Genomic DNA, 19,646 nt, shown 5'->3' with positions numbered 1-19,646 from the left:
TTAGTTATATACTTCTTTTGTTGAATTTGTGTGTTTTTTTTCGTCTTGTATTTTTTTAACAAATCCATTCCCTTTAGTGTTAGGCTGAAATTTTGCTGCAAATTTACCAGGCTCTGTTTGTTGTTTTTCTATAGTTTTATCTTTTTTTGGCGTTTCTTGGTTTAAATTATTTTGTACTTGTTTTAAAATATCTTGTTCTTTAGCTTTATCAATATTATTATTTACATTATTTAAATTTTTTTCCCTTTCTTTAGATTTTTCTGTCTCAGCTTTTTGTTTCGCTTGTTGTTGTTCTTTTACTAATTCATCAATATTTTCAGGAGGCGGTGAGATATATTTATCTATACTACTAGTTAAGTTTTCACATGATTTCTGAAGATTGCGTAAAGGTTTTTGAATAAGTTTATCAGTGCAAATAGCGACTAGACCTCCAGCTAAAATACCTGCTCCTAGAATAACAGCTTTAGTAGCAAGGGCTGTGCCGGTGACCAATAATGCAGGCATCGCTACGAAAGGTGCAGCTGCTACTACAAGACCTGCTACTACGGCAAGCCCTACTAAAAAATTCTTACTTGCTAAAAATTTTGTTACGCTGCTAATTCCTGATGTAGTAGTTCTAGCAATTTTTGTACCAAGCTGTCCTACCACGGTTTTCAGAAACCAACCGCTTTTTTCTCTTGCATGAATTTTATCTTGTAATTTAGCATGCTCGTTAACATTGACAGATGTTTTTTTACCGTCTTTATCTTGATGATTTAAATTCCCTTTAGACTCACCTTTAGTATCATGCATCTTTGTAGCATCGTTGAGTTTTGCTTTATCAAAATCTGCTCCTTCTTTATTAATTCCAGCTAGATTTGCTGCTTTTAGATTTGCTTGTTTTAGATTTGCTTCTTTAAATATAGCATCAAGTGCTTCTACTGCTTGCATATCTGCATTTTCAAGCATCGCTTTAGTGAAATCGGCTTTAGTAAGATCAGCACGCTGCATAATTACATTTTTAAAGTTAGCTTCCTTAGCATTAATATTTGTAGCAATAACATCAGAAATATTTAATCCTTCAGCTTCTGCTTTTTCTAAAGTAGCATTACTTAACTTAACAAATTGTGCAGTTGCATTAGTAAGCGTAGCGTTTGTAAGATCGGCATATTCAAGATTTGCTTTATCCAGATTTGCTTTTGTTAAATCAGCATTCTTAAGTTTAACACGCTGTATTATAGCTTCTCTTAAGTCAGCTTCTTTTAAAGATAGTATATTTTCAAATTCAGCATCGCTAAAATAGGCATTCCTTGCAGTTATGCCTTGCATGTTACATTGCTCTTTGAATTTTGCTTCTAACGCACGTGCATTATTCATAAAAGCATTTTCAAGATCAGTAGAAACGATATTTGCTTGATCTAGAAGTGCATTATTTAAAATTACTCCTTGCATTTGAACTCTTTGCATATCTGCATAAGCAAGTGATATACCGGTAAGATTAGAATTTTGCCATTCTGAATCTTGCATAATTAACTTTTCGGCATCGGCATTAACCATCATAATAGCATTAAATTTGCTATTTGTTACCTCTGCTTCAGATAAATCTACTTTAGGCATGTAAGCTCTCGACATATCGCTATTTTCAATTTTGCTATTTTTAAGATCAGCAAAAAGAAATACTGCGTTACGAGCCGTAACATCTTGAAAAACAGCATTGTGTAAATTAGCTCCTTCAAAATTAGTAAAATCTAAATTACAATTTGAGATGTTAATATTTTCTAAATTAGCTGAAGCAAATAATGTATTCTTCATGTTAAGATTAGTAAGAGTTTTACCTGATAAATTAATGTCTGAAAGATCAGGAACTATATTTAAATCTTCTGAAAGTTTTTTTTGCTTTCTAACAAAATCGGTAAGAGATAATTTTGTATCAGATTGTTTTGTTGCTTCAGCTAAATATAGATCAAATTCGGCAGAAGTTAATTTTATATATTCTTTCGGTATATCACGTTCTTTGGCTGGCGCACCTATAATATATGACGGATCTAGTTTTACTTGTATTTTTTCATCTTTTAACTGCTTAAAAATATCTGCAAGACCGTTACCGCAGAACATTCTAAGATTATCTAAAGCATATATTTCAGTCTCTAATTTATTTATTCCATGCTGTAACTTATTGATTTTTTCTAGTTTGTTTTGTCGGTTTTGAGCAATAGTTTCTGTACTATTCCAAAAAGCATTTAAAAGATTGGTAACAATCCCAGGATTATCTAGGTTTTGCTTTAGAGTTTCTAACTCTTCTTGCTTAGTCTGTAGCTCTTTTGATTTTACTGTATGTAAAGTTTCTTCGTCTTCCGTAGCTAGAATATATTTCTTTTTATTCGTAATTTCATCTATAACTATTTCTTTAATACGTTCTTTTTCTAAATCCTTATCTATGTATTTATTTAATCTTTCAAGATTTGAAAAAGAGAGTTTTATATCTCGTATTTTATCTTTTAGATTGGGGATTTTATAGTGATCATAATCATAATCTTTATAATTAAAGTCTGTGTAATGAAGATTTGCGCCTCTAAAGTCGGTACTGATAAATGTACAATCATTAAATTTTACATTTGTTAAATCTGCATCACATAATATGGTATTTGTTAAATCACAATTATTAAATACTGCATCTGTTAATATTGTACCTTGGAAATTAGCATTGACTAAATCTGTGTTAATTTCCATATTTTCTAAGCTAGTCATGATAATTGTATTATTATCTTCAGCGAAATATTTATTTTTGATAAAATCATTTAATGAGACACTAGGGTTATCTTTTATATAATCAAGATAATCGTTTAAGTCTTTTTCTTCACATTTATATATATTAAGATTTGTCATATGTTTTCTATATGATTAGTTAAAATACGTTAATGGTAACACATTACTAATTATTCTGCCAGTATTTTATTATTTATTTCTTTATAAGCTCCGGGTTTTAGATTATCTATTGTAAAACTACCATATTGAATCCTAATTAATTTGTGCACTTTTAGTCCAAAATACTCGAATATTCTTCTAATTTCACGATTTTTTCCTTCAAATAAAACTACTTCAAACCAAGAATTACTTTTATTTTGCTTAAGTAACTTTATCGAATGAGGATTATAAAATATCCCGTCAATTTCTAAATTTTTATAATCGCTTTTTAGTAGAATATCAGACTTCCCATATGCCCTAACATGATATACTCGCTTTAACCTATTTGAAGGTAGCTCAAACTGACGAGCTAAGTCACCGCTATTAGTTAGTAATAACAAACCTTCGCTATTTAAATCCAGCCTACCTATTGAAATAACACGAGGTAAACCTGTTAGTTGTTCAAAAACCGTTTTACGAGATAATGGATCTTTATGAGTAGTAATTAAACCCACAGGCTTATAATAAATCCAAAGCCTTGGTTTTTGTATATTATTGATTAATATGCCTGATACTTCGATTTTATTACTAATATCAACATTTGTAGCGGGTGATAAAATTGTAATACCGTCTACTTTTACCTGTCCTTCAGCTATCAGCTTTTCAGCATCACGCCTAGAACATATTCCTGCATTACTAATTATTTTGGCTAATCTTTGCATTTTTAAATATAGTAAATTTCATAGACATCTTTCTAAACCGGCTTCTAGAGGTTATTTAAAAGATGTCTAATAAAAACATACAAAAATACCATTCAAAAGCAATATTAATAATTTGACATAAATAATTAATATAATTATACCTGTCGCCACATATATTTTAACAAAATTACATGAATGTTAATTTTACTTATCAAAACCTTTTCCTTTAAAATCTTATCTTTTTTTAAACTGATTTTCTTTTTAGCAAAAATTACATACTGTGTTCTTTAATCTAAATTTCGTTAAATTATGCAAAAACTTATTGGTTCGATCCTGTTAATGTCAGGTACTTGTATAGGTAGCAGTATGATAGCACTGCTTATGGTGTAAGCAAAATTAGGTATAATACCTAGTATAACATTGATATAATGTATTATACTTCTTTAATTAATCTAGAGCTTAATCTTTAGGCATGTAAAGGTTTAACACTTGGGGCATTGGGAAAATATTTTTCAGGACATACTGCACAAATCATCGGTACGGTAAGCATTAAGCTCCTTTCACATGCTTTACTTGCAGTATTTATATATGGAGGTTCTTCAAAATTCCAGAAGTTATTCGCTTGAGATACAAGTATAACTTATATATTAGCATGGTATGTTATTATTAGCATTCTAATATTATTACCTCTAAAGTTAGTAGATTATATAAATCGAGTGCTATTTATCTAGTTAATTATAATAATTGTAATTTTAGTTATTAGACTTGTTTCCATGATTTAGTGGGATAATTTACCTTTATTCTTACCAAATTATAAAGAAATATCTATATGGAGTGTAGTAACTCCGGTAGTTTTTTTACTTCATTTGGTTTCCAAGTAATCTTTCATATCTTAACTAATTATTGTAACAAAGATGCTAAAATGCTAAAGACGGCGTTTTTATTTGGCAGTTTAATTCCTGCAATAGTATATATAATTTGGACTTGTAGTATTCTTATTGTAGTACATCATAATAATCCAACATTGTATCAACAAATGATTACCAGTAATGTAGAAGTCGGAGATTGAATTAAGTAATATAGCAAAATCGCAGTCCGTACAATTATTAGTTTGGATAATTGCAACTCTTGCTATCGCTACCTCAATACCAGGAGTAGGGCTATGTGATGCCATTAAAACTATGTTTATGAATCCGATACCGAATGTAGTACTTCGTAATATGACCACTTCTATTGTTACTATATTACCGGCTTATATTGTAGCAGTAGTAGTACCTAATGCTTTTATTACAATTTTATGGTTTGCCAGTATGATTCTTGTAATAATTGCAAAAACGATATCTAATTATTATATGCGTAATTATCGGAATGCTTATAATGGGCTATGAACTTGTTAATATAGTAACTAAATTAACTGTTAAATACTATGATAGTAGAAAATAATATAAAACAATAAAACAAGTAAGAAATAACGTGCAAAGCTCATTAGGAAACCAATACGCAGGAAAACAGATACAAGTTTTAACCTTAAGTGAGTTTATTCATGATAATGAGATGTGGCTTTAGAATAACAATAATAATGAGTTGCTTTATAACGCAATAAAATGTGTAGAAAAAATAAACGACGTGAAAATTTTGATGAAATAATTGATATTCTCGAGCTTTCCGATGTCATTCCCATGTAGGCGTGGATCCAGAAAATGACTTGTACCTTGTGGCTTGACCACGGGGTCCAGTTAAAAATACTAAAATTTAGTATTGTAAAGTTGTATTTTTGGATACCGCGATTAAGTCACGGTATGACAACGACGGATTCCAGCCTCAGCGGGATCGACCCATGCAACAACGCCTTTAGTCGTTCGCAATGACGTTAAGGCAATTCTGATTTAAACAGAATTAAAAGTTCTTTTCTCCAAATTACCAAATTTAGAAAATTGACTATCATAATAAAGCGGAACATTTCCAACCGGTCCATTACGATGTTTTGCAACAATTATATCGGCAATATTATATACTTTATTGAGCTTATCTAACCATTCGGCATGTTTAGCATCACCTGCTGCCGGTTCTTTTCTAGTTAAATAATATTCTTCACGGTAAATAAACATTACTATATCCGCATCCTGTTCTATAGTTCCTGATTCTCTAAGGTCAGATAGCATAGGTTTTTTGTCCTCACGCAGTTCTACCGCTCTTGAAAGCTGAGATAAGGCGATCACCGGAATATTTAACTCTTTTGCTATCGCTTTTAAACCTTGTGTAATCTCTGAAATTTCGCTAACTCTATTTTCGAATTTAGTCGCTCCTCTAATTAATTGTAGATAATCGATAAATAATATACCAAGATTATGCTTGCGTTTCATTCTTCTAGCTCTTGTTCTTATAGCGGAAATAGATAGAGCAGGGGTATCATCGATAAAAAATTGTAATTCCGATAAAGTATTTGCTTCTTTGCGAAGACGGTTATATTTTTCTTCACCTAGAATCCCTGTACGAAGAGAAGTAGAATCAATTTCTGCACACATTGAAAGTAGACGTGTGGTTAGCTGTTCTGAGGACATTTCTAACGAGAAAAAACCTACCGACTGAATTTCTTGATTATCCATAATATTTTTACGACGCATATTATTACAGGCGTTAAGTGCAAGATTTATAGCAAATGCCGTTTTACCCATCGACGGACGTCCTGCAAGAATGATAAGATCGGAATTATGAAAGCCGAATAATTTATTATCTAGATCAAGCAAACCGGTAGATATACCGATTACGTGATCATTATTTTTCATGGCCCTATTAATACTAGCTAGTGACTCTGAAATAGATATACCGATTTTGGTAAAACTTTTTTCATTCAAGCCTTCGCTAGCTAAATCGTAAAGTTTAGCTTCGGCATATTCAATCTGTGCCTTTGCTTCAACTTCTAATGAAGAATTATAGGCATTATTTACTACTTCTTCACCGATATTTATTAAATTACGCTTTATTGCTAAATCATATATTATTTTACCGTAATCAAGCGGATTTATTACCATCATTGACATAGTTATCAATTTTGCTAAATACTCCGATCCTTCTATTGCTTGAAATAGTTTATCTTGAGTTAACATGCTACGTAAAGTAATAGGTGTAGCTATCAAACCTTTTTCGGTAATTTTTTCAATTGCGTTATATATTTTTTGATGAATAGGTTCAAAAAAATGTTCATCACGTAAAAATTCCGATACGTAATTTAGTAATTCATTATTGGTTAAAATCGCACCAAGTAGCATTTGCTCCGCTTGAACATTTGAAGGTAAAACCCTTGGTATGGGTAAATTATCTTCATCATCAGTTAGTATATTTGTGTCGTTATTTATTTTATTATGTGCCATTTTGTTTGTTAAAGTTTATTGGGGTGTGCAAAGTATACAGTGTCATCACGTGATTTATTCACAGGACCCAGTTAAAAATACTAACAATGTTAGTATTTTTTAGTTATTTTTCTGGATACCGCGGTCAAGCCACGTTATGATATCGAACGCGTCTTTCGATCCACGCAGGCATAACATCTACTTTACCTAAACACTCCTCCAGCGTTTAATTAAATTAGTTTCAATATCAAAAAAATCTAGCACTCTAGTAATAGAATGGTTCACTATATCATCTATTGCTTTAGGATTATTATAAAAAGCCGGCACGGGCGGTGCTATGATACCGCCGTAATTCGCTACTTTTAACATATTTTCTAAATGTCCAATATGCAAAGGCGTTTCACGAGTCATTAAAATAAGTTTTCGTCTGTCTTTAAGTACAACTCCTGCAGCTCTACTAATTAAACTATCTTCCATTGAGTGAGCAATACTTGCTAAAGTCTTCATACTACAAGGAGCTATTACCATACCTAAAGTTTTAAAAGAACCGCTTGAAATAGTAGCTCCTAAATCTTTATCATTATAACAATAATTCGCTAGAAACTTAACTTCATCTATAGAATATTTGGTTTCGAGCTTTATAGTAAGTGCTGCTCCCTCTGAAATAATCAAATGAGTATCGATATTTTGCTCTTTTAGTACTTCAAGCAAACGAATACCGTATATAGCACCTGATGCTCCGGAAATTGCTATAATAATCTTTTTATCTCTCATCATCTAAATTTCTACAATCCATTAAATTTAGTATATAATAAAAAAAAAATTATAAAATACATTATATATGCGAATAGCAAAAATATTATTACCGGCAGCAAAATTATTCCCTTTAGATTATTTAATAGCTGAAGATTTAGAGCTAAATATCGGTGATCTTGTTGTGGTGCCTTTTAGAAATAAGGAATTAACCGGCATAATATGGGAGTTTACCACTATTCCTGAAGCAAAAAAGCTAAAAATCATAAAAGAAAAAGTACCGTTAAATTTAAATATTACTTTAGAAGTTTTAGAATTAATAAAATGGATGAGTAGCTACTATATGTCGGAACTTGGGAGCATAGCAAAATTAGTATTACCTGTAGATATTTCTGAAAAACCGATTAAAGTTAAAGAGCAGAAAGTAAATCATAACTTTGTGCTACCTAATTTGTCAGAAGAGCAGAATATGGCAGTAACAGTCTTAAATGAAAGCAGTAAGCCTGTGATTATTAAAGGTGTTACGGGGTCAGGTAAAACGGAAATATATTTTCATCTAATAGCAGACTACTTAGCAAAAGGAAAACAAGTGCTTGTTATGTTGCCTGAAATTGCTTTAAGTACACAAATTATTAATCGTTTTATAGAGCGATTCGGTTTTGAGCCTATCATATGGAACTCAAACGTTACAAAAGCTCAAAAGAAAATGATTTTAAGAGGTATATTAAGCGATAAAGTTAAAGTAGTAATTGGGGCTAGAAGTAGTTTATTTTTACCTTTTAAAAATCTCGGTTTAATAGTTATAGATGAGGAGCATGACGATTCCTATAAACAAGATGACGGGATATTGTATAATGCTAGGGATACGGCTATCGTAAGGGGTAGATTTGATAAAGCACAAATCGTTTTGTGTTCGGCAACACCTTCTATTGAAACGATATATAATATAGAAACAGGTAAATATCAACGAATTACATTGGTTAATAGATATAAAGATGTCGATTTGCCAAATATAGAAATAATCGACATGACTAAAGAAAAGCTAGCTAAGAATTCCTATTTATCCAAGCTTCTTATAAAAGCTATCAAAGATAATTTAGATAATAAAAAGCAAGTATTATTATTTCTTAATAGGCGTGGTTATGCTCCGCTCATGTTATGCAAAACTTGTGGTCACAGATTTACCTGTAAATTCTGCTCTTCTTGGATGGTAGTACATAAATCAACTAAAAAACTTGAATGTCACCATTGCGGTTATCAAAGTAAAATTTTTAGTTCTTGTCCTGAATGTCTAGAGGGTGAAACATTAACTATCTGTGGTCCAGGAATAGAAAGGATAGAGGAAGAAGCAAAAGCACTTTTTCCTGAGAGTAAAATTGCGTTGATAAGTAAAGATCATGCTAAAAATCCGGAAAAAATAGTACAACTTCTACATCAAATGGAAAATCTAGAAATTGATATATTAATAGGAACGCAAATGATAACGAAAGGCTATCATTTTCCGTATCTTACTTTAGTTGGAGTAATAGATGCTGATCTTGGTAGTAATAATGCCGATCTTAGAGCATCTGAGCGAACTTTTCAGCTACTGCATCAAGTAGGAGGTAGAGCTGGTAGGGGAGATAGTAAAGGTGTAGTATATTTACAAAGCTATTATCCTGATAATATAATTTTTAGTTATGTTAAAGCTGGTGATGAAGATAGTTTTTTCGCGCATGAACTTGAAATAAGAAAATCAGCAGATATGCCGCCCTTTTCTAAAACAGCATCGATAATTTTATCAGGTTCTAGTGAATCTAAAATTCTAGAAATAGCACGAGATATGGTACGAATTGCACCGAAAGCAAACGTGAAAATTTTAGGACCGGCAAGCTCATTAATGTCAAAGCTCGCCGGTAAATATCGTTACAGGATATTCATTATAGCCAGTAAGCAATTTAATTTGCAGAAATATTTAAAATTTTGGCTAAGCCTTATAAAAATTCCTTCTTTTTGCCATCTAAAAATAGATATCGATCCTAAAAGTTTTTATTAGCTTCTATATCTTGCTCCTTTACTCTTTGACGGTGGAACATTAGATGAATGAGGAGAAGGATTAGTAAGAGATTCTTGTATTTCTGCTATAGCTTTTTTAGTATTTTGCGTAGAATTTTATAGCGTCTTTATCAAAAGCCTCTTTAGCTTTATCTCCGGTAAATTAATTTTTTATAAAATTACCAATATTTTTCCCAAGAGGATTATTATCCATTTTTGTAGTTTCTTTACACCATTTACCTGACTCTTTCAGTTTTGCTTCAACTTTAGTTATAGCAGATGGATTATGTTATTATCATCATAAATTTGAATAAGGTTGTTTACTTTTTCTTGAAATTCAATGTTTTTTCTACTTTGTTTTAAATTAGCTATTATATCATCACTGCTTACTAATTTTCTAAGATTATCAATATTTTTGTTGGTTTGCTTAAATTTTTTATAAATTGCAAGACAAATTTCTTTTTGGAATACAATATTTTTACTATAAGATAGTTAAGTTATATATTTTCTACATTAGAATCCAAGTTATTAACTAAAATGAGATATGAATTTTATGTACCCCCATATTAGACTTAGAAGAAATAGAAAAGCTTTTTGGCTTAGAGAGTTAATAGCCGAAAGTAATTTATCGGTTAGTGATTTAGTGTTACCTTTATTTGTTGTTGAAGGACATAATGAAAGACAAGCAATTAAGACTATGCCCGATATATATCGTTTATCGATCGATCAAATAGTAGAAACGGCAAAAGAAGCAGCAGAGCTTGGTATTAATGCTATTGCATTATTTCCGAGTATTGATCAAGGTCTAAAAAATGACAATGCCGACGAGGCTTATAATTTAGATAATTTAATATGTAGAACTATTAGAAGCATAAAGAACGCTAATATCGATATCGGTATAATATGTGATGTAGCACTTGATCCGTACACTATAAGCGGTCATGACGGTATTGTGCATCACGTGGAAGTTGATAATGATAGATCGGTAAGAGCTTTATGTAATCAAGCATTAGTGCTAGCAAAAGCCGGGGTAGATATTGTTGCACCTTCAGATATGATGGATGGAAGAATCGGGGCTATAAGGGAATATCTTGACAAAGAGGGATTTATAAATGTTGGAATTCTTGCTTATGCCGCTAAATATGCTTCAAGCTTTTACGGTCCGTTTCGTGATGCTGTTAAGAGTAATAAAAAGAATTATTTAGATAAATCAAGCTATCAAATGGATGTACGTAATGTTAAGGAAGCAATGCTTGAGATTAAGCATGATATAGCAGAGGGAGCCGATATGGTAATGGTTAAACCGGGTATGATGTTTTTGGATGTTATTCGTGAAGCGGCAAATAATTTTAATGCTAAACTTTTTGCATATCAGGTTAGCGGAGAATATGCAATGTTAAAATTGGCAGCAGCAGCAGGAGTAATTGATTGGGAGAGAGCTTTGATGGAGTCATTAATTAGTTTTAAACGTGCCGGTGCAACAGGTATATTTACCTATGCTGCTCTTGAAGTAGCTGAAATATTAAAGAACAATAAAATTAAGTAGAAAACGGCTTCTATCCTTGATATAAAATAAATAATATGTTTTATTATTATATAAAAATTATCAATTTTATGTAAATCATTATAAAGAGGTGAGGATGACTCAAAATAAGAAATCAGTATTTAAAGGTTGGAATTTTTTAAAGCCTAAAGGAGGCGGAGCTAATGAAGCAGGAGAGCATGGCGGAGTATATCAAAGCTTAGACGGTAAAGTTACAGCGATGATAAAAAAAGAGGCTTCAAGCTCAAAAAATATAGCCGAGTTTTTAGGATCTCAAATTTTTGAAGCTATAAGTCCCGGAAATGGAGCAAAGGTTAATTTAATTGCTCCTGATTATTTTAATAAATCTAAAGCCGTTGATTCACAAATATATGTCAAATCTGAATTTTTTGAGAATTATAGTAGTGATATGTATGTGGACATGGATAAACATATGTCTGCTAAAACTAAACCGAGTTCTTGGTTTAGAAAGGATGGCGGTAGACCGCTTTTTATGGGGTCTAGAAATAAATTATTTAGAACCTTAGAAAATGCTTTTAAGGAAATTAAGTATCAGAACTTTGAAAACATTATGCCTGCAAGTTTATTGATCGGCGATTTTGATATACATGTTGGAAATATAGGAGTTATCAGAGATCAAAAAAATCCAAAAACTTTACCTAAATTAGTAAGAATTGATTTTGCCGGTAGTTTTGATAAGTTGACAAATAATATATATCCGCATTCAAGAGCCAAACATTTGCCTGGATTCGGACCTACTAACCATTTTAGAGAATTCCCTTCTACTTTAAGAACAAAAAATCCTAATTTTGCCGATAGCTTACTTGCAGCTTCTAAAATTGATTTAAGCAAAACCATTGATAAAAGTTTTGATGAATTAACTAAATATTATAGTAATGAAGCAATTGCAGAATTTGCAAAACAAGCAATGCCAAAGAAATTTAATAATAAAAAATCTACAGAAATAATGTATGAAGAAATTAAGGCTAGTTTAATAGATATAATGAAAAAAAGGCAAGAATCCTTAAAGGAATACGGCTTAGAAATTAAAGTAAACAGTTTAATTTCTAGAAAATATAGTTTTCCTTATTACGAAGTGAAAGAGCAAGAATTAAAAACATTAATGAAAGAATATCCTGATTATTTTGAGAAAATTCTTAATTATGAAGAAAGAAAAAAAGGAGGGCAAAAACTTAAATTAAGAAATAAAATTACTACTAGTTTTGCAAGAATTTTAGAAATACTTGGTATTAGAGATAGTGCAAAAAAATTTTTAATAAAGACAATAAAAGGTTTCAATGAAGATATTCAAGATGAAAGAAATTTAGCTGATTCTTTTGATAAAATAAAGATAGAACTAAAACAAAAACCAGTAAAGACACATATAGATGCAGATAGAGAATATGTAGACAATCTAGAAAAATTCAAGAAAGAAGTCGGAACGGATGATATTGTTAGTGTTACTCCAAGTCGATTAGGTCTAGCTAAAAAAGCTAAACAAAAAGCCCAAGATTTATTAAAATTAGATGAAGAAGATCTAAAACATATAAATACTCTAAAAGAAAATGTTATGAGGCCTGCAAAAATTACTTCGGCTAGTGTTGTTAATAAGAAGTATACATCGGCTAAAACGCGATAATAAATGAACCAAGCAACAAGAAGCCTGTAACTAAGTAATTAATCAGTAAAAGCCCATATTGCGTAGGTAGCTTAATTCTTTCAGTCTTTTTAGAAAAATACATGGCTTTTACTACTTTAAGATAATAAAAAGCAGCAACTACGCTGGTAAAAATACCACAATAAGCTAATGCGAATTCTTCTTGATTAATTGCTTGGTGCAACAGGTAATATTTACCAAAAAATCCTGTGAGAGGAGGAATTCCGATCATCGAAAACATAACTATGCTAATTACGGCAGCTATAGTTTGATGGTTCTCTGCAATTCCTTGTATAGTTTTAAAACTAGCTTTATCGGCGTCTTTACCGAGCAGCATGATTAAGCAAGTAAAAAAACCTATATTCCCTACCGCATATATTAGAATATATAGTAGAGCTGCTTTATACCCTTCTTGATTATGCAGAAGAACGCCAATTAACACATAACCGATATTTAAAATAGTACTATAAGCCATTAATCTTTTTAGAGAAGTTTGACGAATAGCTCCAAAAGCTCCGAACAGCATAGATAATATAGCAATTATCTTTATTAAATTATAGTTAATAGGATAGTAATTACCTATAATTAATTTGCTAATATTTAATACAACAATAACCATACCTATTTTGGAGGCAGCGGTGAAATAAGTAACCGAACTAATCGGTGAGCCTTCATATACGTCAGGGACCCAAAAATGGAGTGGAACACTTGAGAGTTTAAAGAAAATACTACTTAAAAATAGTACAATACCGATTATTAAACCAAGATTCATCCCAGAATTATTATGTAGTTTATCTAAGATATCCTCAAATTGTAGACTTCCACCAAATCCGTATATAAAAGAAATCCCGAATAATGATAAACAACTAACTAAACTACTTAAGATAAAATATTTTACAGCACCTTCCGAGGATTTAATGTCATTTAATTTGAATCCTGCAAGTGCATATGAAGTTAAAGCAGTAAGCTCCATACCACAGAATAATAATATAAAATTCCGTGATGAGATTGCAACAAAAAGACCTACAACCGATAATAATATTAAAGTGATAAATTCAAATTTTAATTCCTCAGCAACAAGAATAGAGTAATCACGGTATATAATCATGGATATAATAGTGAATATCAGTACTATGCTTTTACTAATACCGATACTTATTCCGGTAGCAAATGAGTGCCATACTCCTTCATAGCTTGAGTACTTAAAGGTAAGAAAAATTGATAATATACATAATAAAATAATGATATTAGCAATAATTCTATTTTTATTTGGGATCATTACGGCAAAAAACTGCCCTAAAAGTGCTATTAAAGTCAAAGTTATTTCAGGAAGTAGCAGTAGCATATAAAACTAATATTATTTATGGAAATATAGATATTAGTAAATAAATCATTTTTTATCAACAAACTTATATATAATATTGCACTTTAATACTACCGACAATTAGAATTATTTTCTTCGTAAAATTTTACTTAGCTCTAATCCCATAATAATTATTGCAACTTGATAATTATTAGTTGTAATAAATAAAAATAAATTATTTTGGTTAATCAATTAAAAATATGAAGCCTTCTACTTCAAAATCATTAACTGACAAGTTAAGAATCTTATATAGCTCTCACGATACTTTACCACAGCCAATAGAAGATGCAAAAATCAAAGCTCAGTCTTTATAGGAATATTATGTAAAATTACAGATATTACTGAGTGAGGATGATGAAGCAGTTAAAGCAGCATTACGTGATAAAGTTGTCGGAGACAAGAAATTAGTAGAAATAGAGAATATTTTTAAAGCCATAGCTCAGGAAAAAAAGATAAGAGAGTTGCGTAGTAAAGATCTGCCTAATAATAATGATGATGAGATTGATAATATCATTAGGTCGTTCAAGGCAGAAAAAATAAGATAGATGTACTTTATAGAAATTTACCTAATAAAAGTGAATCGGAAATAAAAAATATAGCTGAATCAATAAACAGAATTCAAGCGTATGTCGGTAAAGTATTGTTACTCAGTAGTGCAGGAATAGGTAAAACTACGTTAATGCATTATCTAGCTTATAAATGGGGGAAAGGCAATTTATGGAATAATAACTTTGATTATGTCTTTAGAGTTAAGTTAAAGGAATTATTAAGCAATTGAATGACATGGATAGTTTCCTGCTTAGCGCAAACAACTCTTTGATACAACCTCGTGTCACACACTATTTTATATGGCTTTGCGGTTATTTAGGTATATGTGCAATATTGATGAATATCATATAAAAGTAATAAAAAACAAAAAATTTTCTTTCATATATCCTTTAGTGTTTTATAATGGCATACAAAATAGAGTTAATTTTATTCTACTCTTTGACCAAATTTGGTCAAAATGATATAATAGAAATAGAGAAAATACTTAAATCATAATTAATATAGCCAAAAATTTAATCAAAGCCTGTGCAAGAACTGACGTAATAGCTAACCTCAACCGGCTTAAAGAAGGAAGATGGTGAGGAACTTAAATAAATTACTTATACATGTATTTACTATCATTTATATTAGGAGGATTAAATGCATTACTCCGTCAATTACGCTTATCAATTAGCTCTATAGAGTTTTATAAAGACGTATATAAAAACTATCAAGGATACGGAATAAGATATTTATTTATCTTATCTTTTATCCCATCAATAATTTATTGTATTTTTATATTAAATTACATAGTAACTTTAAAAGATTATTTTAATGGGATACAATCATCAAAAGTTACAGACAACATTGAATATATTATCAATCAATTACCAGAAATTAAATATAATAATTCAAAAATTTCAGTTGAAGAAGTAGAGCCTATATACTTATATAGCAAGAATAACAATAAAATAGTTGTCATTGATACAAAAAATCGAGTTTCTAACAAAGAAAAAAGTAAAATACCATTTGTACTTGAAGAGAATAAGCTGAAGATAAATTTAATTGTAGCCAATACTAAGAAAAATTTCCCAAGTACTGTTAACTATTCTGAGATATTCAAACAAAATAAAGTAATTTTAACTCCTGAAATAATAAAAAAATATTTTGCCGATAATTTATTATATGCCCCAAATTTATTTATTTATTTCGGTATGCCGGCTATTATATTATTTTGGTTTGTAACATTTTTATTAGAGAGAAGTATTACAGTTTTGTTAGTATATAGCTTAGCTAATTTACTTACTACTAAAACTTCAATACAAACTTCTATAAGATTAGTCATGTTTTCAAGCGGAGTCCCAATAATATTACAACCGGTTATTATTATATTAATACCTGAATTAAGCATATTATTACAGCTACTACAAATGTTTACAACTTGTTTAGTGTTTGTCGCTATTTGGCAAATTAACAAGAGCCTATCGCAATATATATAAGGAAGAATTCATTTAAAGTTATTTATGATATTCTGACCATCTTTTCTACTTCTACTTGACTATATACAATTAAAGAAAGCATAACGAGCTTGGATTTCATTTGACAAAAATCCAGATTCAGCAATTATTTATATACTGTGTGCCTGTATATTGTACATCTTTGTTTATCGTGTTACAAAATTGTTGCGCAAGGTTTGTAGCTTCTTGTAAATAATTTAAAGAGTAATTTATAACTACGCTTGCCGGCGTGAAACTTATTACTGTTGGATGGTATCAAGGAGATTCAGGAGTTATTATACATGAAGTTAATTCAAAACAAAAAATTAAATATAATAAAACCTTTAATTTTTCTAAAATATAGATGTTTTGAATCATAATTATAATAGTTTATATTTTAGTATAATAAAAAATTTTTAGTTTATATTAACAAGCTAATTTTTTATTAAATAATATTATTATATACTTGACTAAATTACTTGGGTATTGTAAACATTGAACAATTTTAAGTTTTAATATGTTGGTTATATGATGCTGACGACGAAAGGAAGATATGCCGTAATGGCAATACTTGAAATTGCTACAAAATCAAGTGCTGCACCTGTCACTTTGAATGAAATTTCCGTAAAACAAAATATATCGCTTAACTATTTAGAGCAGATATTTTCTAAACTTAAAAAAGCTGATCTAGTTAAGGCTATTAGAGGCTCGAAAGGTGGATATGTTTTAATAGGTAACCTAGAAGAAATAAAAATTTCCGATATTATGGATGCTGTTAATGAAAATTTTATAATGACTACCTGCTATAAGAAATCCGTTAAAACTTGTGTACCTGATACAGTAAAATGTAATTCGCATAAATTATGGAAAGGTCTTGGTAAACATATTAGAGATTATTTTGAAAATATCTCAATTAAAGATACTCTAAACTTAAATATAAATATATGATATACCTAGATCATAATGCAACCACCTTTATCGATCCCAAGGTAAAAGAATATATAATAAGTTTGATGAATAAAGAGCTTAACCCTTCGTCAATACATAGAGCAGGTGTATTTGCTAGGAATGTTATAGAAGAAGCACGTTTTCAATTGGTTGCGGCTCTTGGTATAGCCTTATCATCTCGAGAATATGACATTACTTTTACGTCATCGGGAACTGAAAGTAATAATTTAATAATGAAAAATTTTTATGACGGCGATATTTTTATTTCAGCTATTGAACATTTATCGATCTATAACCATATGGAACACGCTCCAAATATTAAAATTATAAGAGTTAACAATCAAGGTTTGGTTGATTTAGAACATCTAGAAGAGTTATTAGCTCAAAGTAACGCTGCTAAAAAACTAGTTTCTGTAATGATGGCTAATAACGAGAGTGGGGTGCTGCAAGATATAACCACAATAAGTGAAATAGCTAAAAAATATTATGCAAAATTTCATAGTGATTTAGTACAAAGTTTTGGCAGAATATCTATAAATATCAAAGAGTTGGGATTAGATTTTGCGACAATTTCAGGGCATAAAATAGGGGGGGGGCATGGTGGTGGTGCTTTAATCTCTAACTCTAACTTTCAAGTTACTCCTATGATTATAGGAGGAGGACAAGAAAAAGGAATAAGATCAGGTACAGAAAATGTTTTAGCTATTGCAGGGCTTGGTTTGGCAGCTGAGTTAATAACAAAAGATATCTCAGAAAAATATATAAAAATCAAGAGCTTACAAGAATATTTAGAGCAAAAATTAAAAAAATATCCTAATGTAAATATTGTGAGTAATAATATCGCAAGATTGCCTAATACTACTTTATTTACTGTACAAAATACAGATGCACAAGTGAAATTAATCGGGTTTGATTTACGTAATATTTGCATAAGTTCCGGCTCTGCTTGCTCATCAGGAAAAATCTCTAAATCACACGTATTAAACAATATGGGTGTAGTGGAAGAAGAGGCAAAATCCTCTATTAGAGTATCTTTAAGCCATACTAATACAGTAAGTGATATAAAGGCTTTTATAAAAGCCTTTGAGGAAGTGTATAATATACTCGTTTAATTTTAGGCTTTTTGTATACAAAAAATTAATTTTATAAACCATATGAACCAACAATTAAACAATTTAACTTTGCCTATATATATGGATTATCAGGCAACAACGCCACTAGATCCAAGAGTAATGGAGGCAATGTTGCCATATTTTACTACCAAGTTCGGGAATCCTCATTCACGTAGCCATTCTTTTGGCTGGGAAGCAGAACGCGCTGTTGAAGAGGCAAGGAGTAGAGTGGCAAGGTTAATAGGAGCAGATACTAAAGAAATTATTTTTACCTCTGGTGCAACTGAGTCTAACAACCTTGCAATCAAGGGAGTAGCAAAATTTTACGGCAATAAGAAAAATCATATTATTACCGTAGTCAGTGAACATAAATGCGTACTTGATGCTTGCAGGTATTTAGAGCAAGAAGGGATAAACATCACATACTTACCGGTTAAACCAAATGGAATAATCGCTTTAGAAACTCTAAAAAATGCTATTACCGATCAGACTATGTTAGTTTCAGTTATGGCTGTTAATAATGAAATAGGTGTTGTTCAGCCTTTAAAGGAAATCGGGAAAATTTGCCGTGCAAGAGGTGTTTTCTTTCATTCCGATATTGCTCAAGGTTTTGGTAAAATTCCAATTGATGTTAACGAGTTTAATATTGATCTTGCAAGTATCTCAGGGCATAAAATTTACGGTCCGAAAGGAATAGGGGGATTATATGTAAGGAAAAAACCTCGGGTTCGTGTTACGCCGCTCATAAACGGTGGTGGACAGGAGCGAGGTATGCGTTCGGGTACGCTACCTACGCCTTTAATCGTAGGGCTGGGCGTTGCTGCTGAAATAGCGTATAGTGAGATGGAAAAAGATACTAAGCATGTAAATTATTTATTCGACAGATTTTTAAATAATATACATAGTCGAATTTCGGAAGTTTATTTAAATGGTGCTAAAGATCCAAGATATAAAGGCAATCTAAATCTAAGCTTTGCTGGAGTAGAGGGAGAATCAATTATCCTTGCCATTAAAGATTTAGCGGTTTCTTCTGGTTCTGCTTGTACTTCTGCCTCTTTAGAGCCGTCATATGTTTTACGTTCCATGGGAATAGGTGAAGAGCTTGCCCATACTTCGATTAGGTTCGGCATCGGTAGATTTACTACCGAGCAGGAAATTGATTACGCAGTAAATTTAATATGCTCAAAAATCGATAAATTAAGGAAATTAAGCCCTCTTTGGGAAATGATGCAAGAAGGGATTGATTTGAAAAAGATTAAATGGGCTGTACATTGAGAA

At 30.8% G+C, this 19,646-nt stretch carries 16 protein-coding genes; 11 read left to right on the top strand and 5 right to left on the bottom strand.

From position 1 onward, the window contains the following. Window positions 1–2,865 (bottom strand): pentapeptide repeat-containing protein, encoded by a 2,865-nt coding sequence (locus A1C_RS03600; RefSeq protein WP_012149710.1) that lies wholly within the window; start codon window positions 2,863–2,865, stop codon window positions 1–3. Between the two features lie 50 nt (window positions 2,866–2,915). Continuing rightward, entirely contained in the window at window positions 2,916–3,605 is a 690-nt protein-coding gene (locus A1C_RS03595) for a pseudouridine synthase (RefSeq protein WP_012149709.1), read from the bottom strand. A gap of 808 nt (window positions 3,606–4,413) precedes the next feature. Between A1C_RS03595 and A1C_RS09105 the strand changes: the two genes are divergently transcribed. Further along, complete coding sequence (locus A1C_RS09105) at window positions 4,414–4,653, top strand: aromatic amino acid transport family protein (RefSeq protein ID WP_012149708.1); 240 nt, start codon at window positions 4,414–4,416, stop codon at window positions 4,651–4,653. Further along, on the top strand, window positions 4,649–4,972 hold the full coding sequence (locus A1C_RS09100) for an aromatic amino acid transport family protein (RefSeq protein WP_332239175.1): 324 nt from the start codon (window positions 4,649–4,651) through the stop codon (window positions 4,970–4,972). The genes A1C_RS09105 and A1C_RS09100 overlap by 5 nt, the downstream gene beginning before the upstream one ends. Before the next feature lie 498 nt (window positions 4,973–5,470). Here A1C_RS09100 and A1C_RS03580 read toward each other — a convergent pair whose 3' ends face one another. Then, window positions 5,471–6,955: a replicative DNA helicase gene (locus tag A1C_RS03580; RefSeq protein ID WP_012149706.1), complete on the bottom strand. Its 1,485-nt coding sequence runs from the start codon at window positions 6,953–6,955 to the stop codon at window positions 5,471–5,473. A 186-nt stretch (window positions 6,956–7,141) separates the two neighbouring features. Further along, window positions 7,142–7,711 (bottom strand): UbiX family flavin prenyltransferase, encoded by a 570-nt coding sequence (locus A1C_RS03575; RefSeq protein WP_041816777.1) that lies wholly within the window; start codon window positions 7,709–7,711, stop codon window positions 7,142–7,144. Window positions 7,712–7,775: 64 nt separating this feature from the next. On the opposite strand from A1C_RS03575, the gene A1C_RS03570 reads away from it, so the two are divergent. From A1C_RS03570 to A1C_RS03560, 3 genes are all read left to right on the top strand, one after another. Further along, window positions 7,776–9,722, top strand: a complete 1,947-nt coding sequence (locus A1C_RS03570) for a primosomal protein N' (RefSeq protein WP_012149704.1) — start codon at window positions 7,776–7,778, stop codon at window positions 9,720–9,722. Between the two features lie 552 nt (window positions 9,723–10,274). Continuing rightward, complete coding sequence (hemB, locus tag A1C_RS03565) at window positions 10,275–11,267, top strand: porphobilinogen synthase (protein WP_012149703.1); 993 nt, start codon at window positions 10,275–10,277, stop codon at window positions 11,265–11,267. Between the two features lie 94 nt (window positions 11,268–11,361). Continuing rightward, entirely contained in the window at window positions 11,362–12,903 is a 1,542-nt protein-coding gene (locus A1C_RS03560; RefSeq protein WP_012149702.1) for a hypothetical protein, read from the top strand. On the opposite strand, the gene nuoN is transcribed toward A1C_RS03560, so the two are convergent. Next, window positions 12,890–14,266 (bottom strand): NADH-quinone oxidoreductase subunit NuoN, encoded by a 1,377-nt coding sequence (gene nuoN, locus A1C_RS03555; RefSeq protein WP_012149701.1) that lies wholly within the window; start codon window positions 14,264–14,266, stop codon window positions 12,890–12,892. The two genes, A1C_RS03560 and nuoN, sit on opposite strands and share 14 nt — an antisense overlap. Window positions 14,267–14,924: 658 nt before the next feature. Here nuoN and A1C_RS06940 point away from each other — a divergent pair. The 6 genes from A1C_RS06940 (at window position 14,925) to A1C_RS03535 (ending at window position 19,643) form a co-directional block, all read left to right on the top strand. Next, window positions 14,925–15,062 (top strand): NACHT domain-containing protein, encoded by a 138-nt coding sequence (locus tag A1C_RS06940; RefSeq protein ID WP_232279082.1) that lies wholly within the window; start codon window positions 14,925–14,927, stop codon window positions 15,060–15,062. 70 nt (window positions 15,063–15,132) lie between these two features. Then, window positions 15,133–15,294 (top strand): Rpn family recombination-promoting nuclease/putative transposase, encoded by a 162-nt coding sequence (locus A1C_RS09270; RefSeq protein ID WP_332239157.1) that lies wholly within the window; start codon window positions 15,133–15,135, stop codon window positions 15,292–15,294. 144 nt (window positions 15,295–15,438) lie between these two features. After that, a complete protein-coding gene (locus A1C_RS03550; RefSeq protein ID WP_012149699.1) occupies window positions 15,439–16,311 on the top strand; it encodes a DUF1189 family protein in 873 nt (290 codons plus the stop codon). A gap of 525 nt (window positions 16,312–16,836) precedes the next feature. Continuing rightward, entirely contained in the window at window positions 16,837–17,256 is a 420-nt protein-coding gene (locus tag A1C_RS03545) for an Rrf2 family transcriptional regulator (protein WP_041816776.1), read from the top strand. Further along, window positions 17,253–18,368, top strand: a complete 1,116-nt coding sequence (locus A1C_RS03540; RefSeq protein ID WP_012149697.1) for a cysteine desulfurase family protein — start codon at window positions 17,253–17,255, stop codon at window positions 18,366–18,368. Before A1C_RS03545 ends, A1C_RS03540 begins: the two co-directional genes overlap by 4 nt. Window positions 18,369–18,410: 42 nt before the next feature. After that, complete coding sequence (locus tag A1C_RS03535; protein ID WP_012149696.1) at window positions 18,411–19,643, top strand: IscS subfamily cysteine desulfurase; 1,233 nt, start codon at window positions 18,411–18,413, stop codon at window positions 19,641–19,643. Window positions 19,644–19,646 lie beyond the last annotated feature (3 nt).

Origin of the sequence: Rickettsia akari str. Hartford (assembly GCF_000018205.1) — a bacterium.
In the GTDB taxonomy this organism is placed as follows: Bacteria; Pseudomonadota; Alphaproteobacteria; order Rickettsiales; family Rickettsiaceae; genus Rickettsia; species Rickettsia akari.
This window is presented reverse-complemented; position numbering and strand designations above follow the sequence as displayed.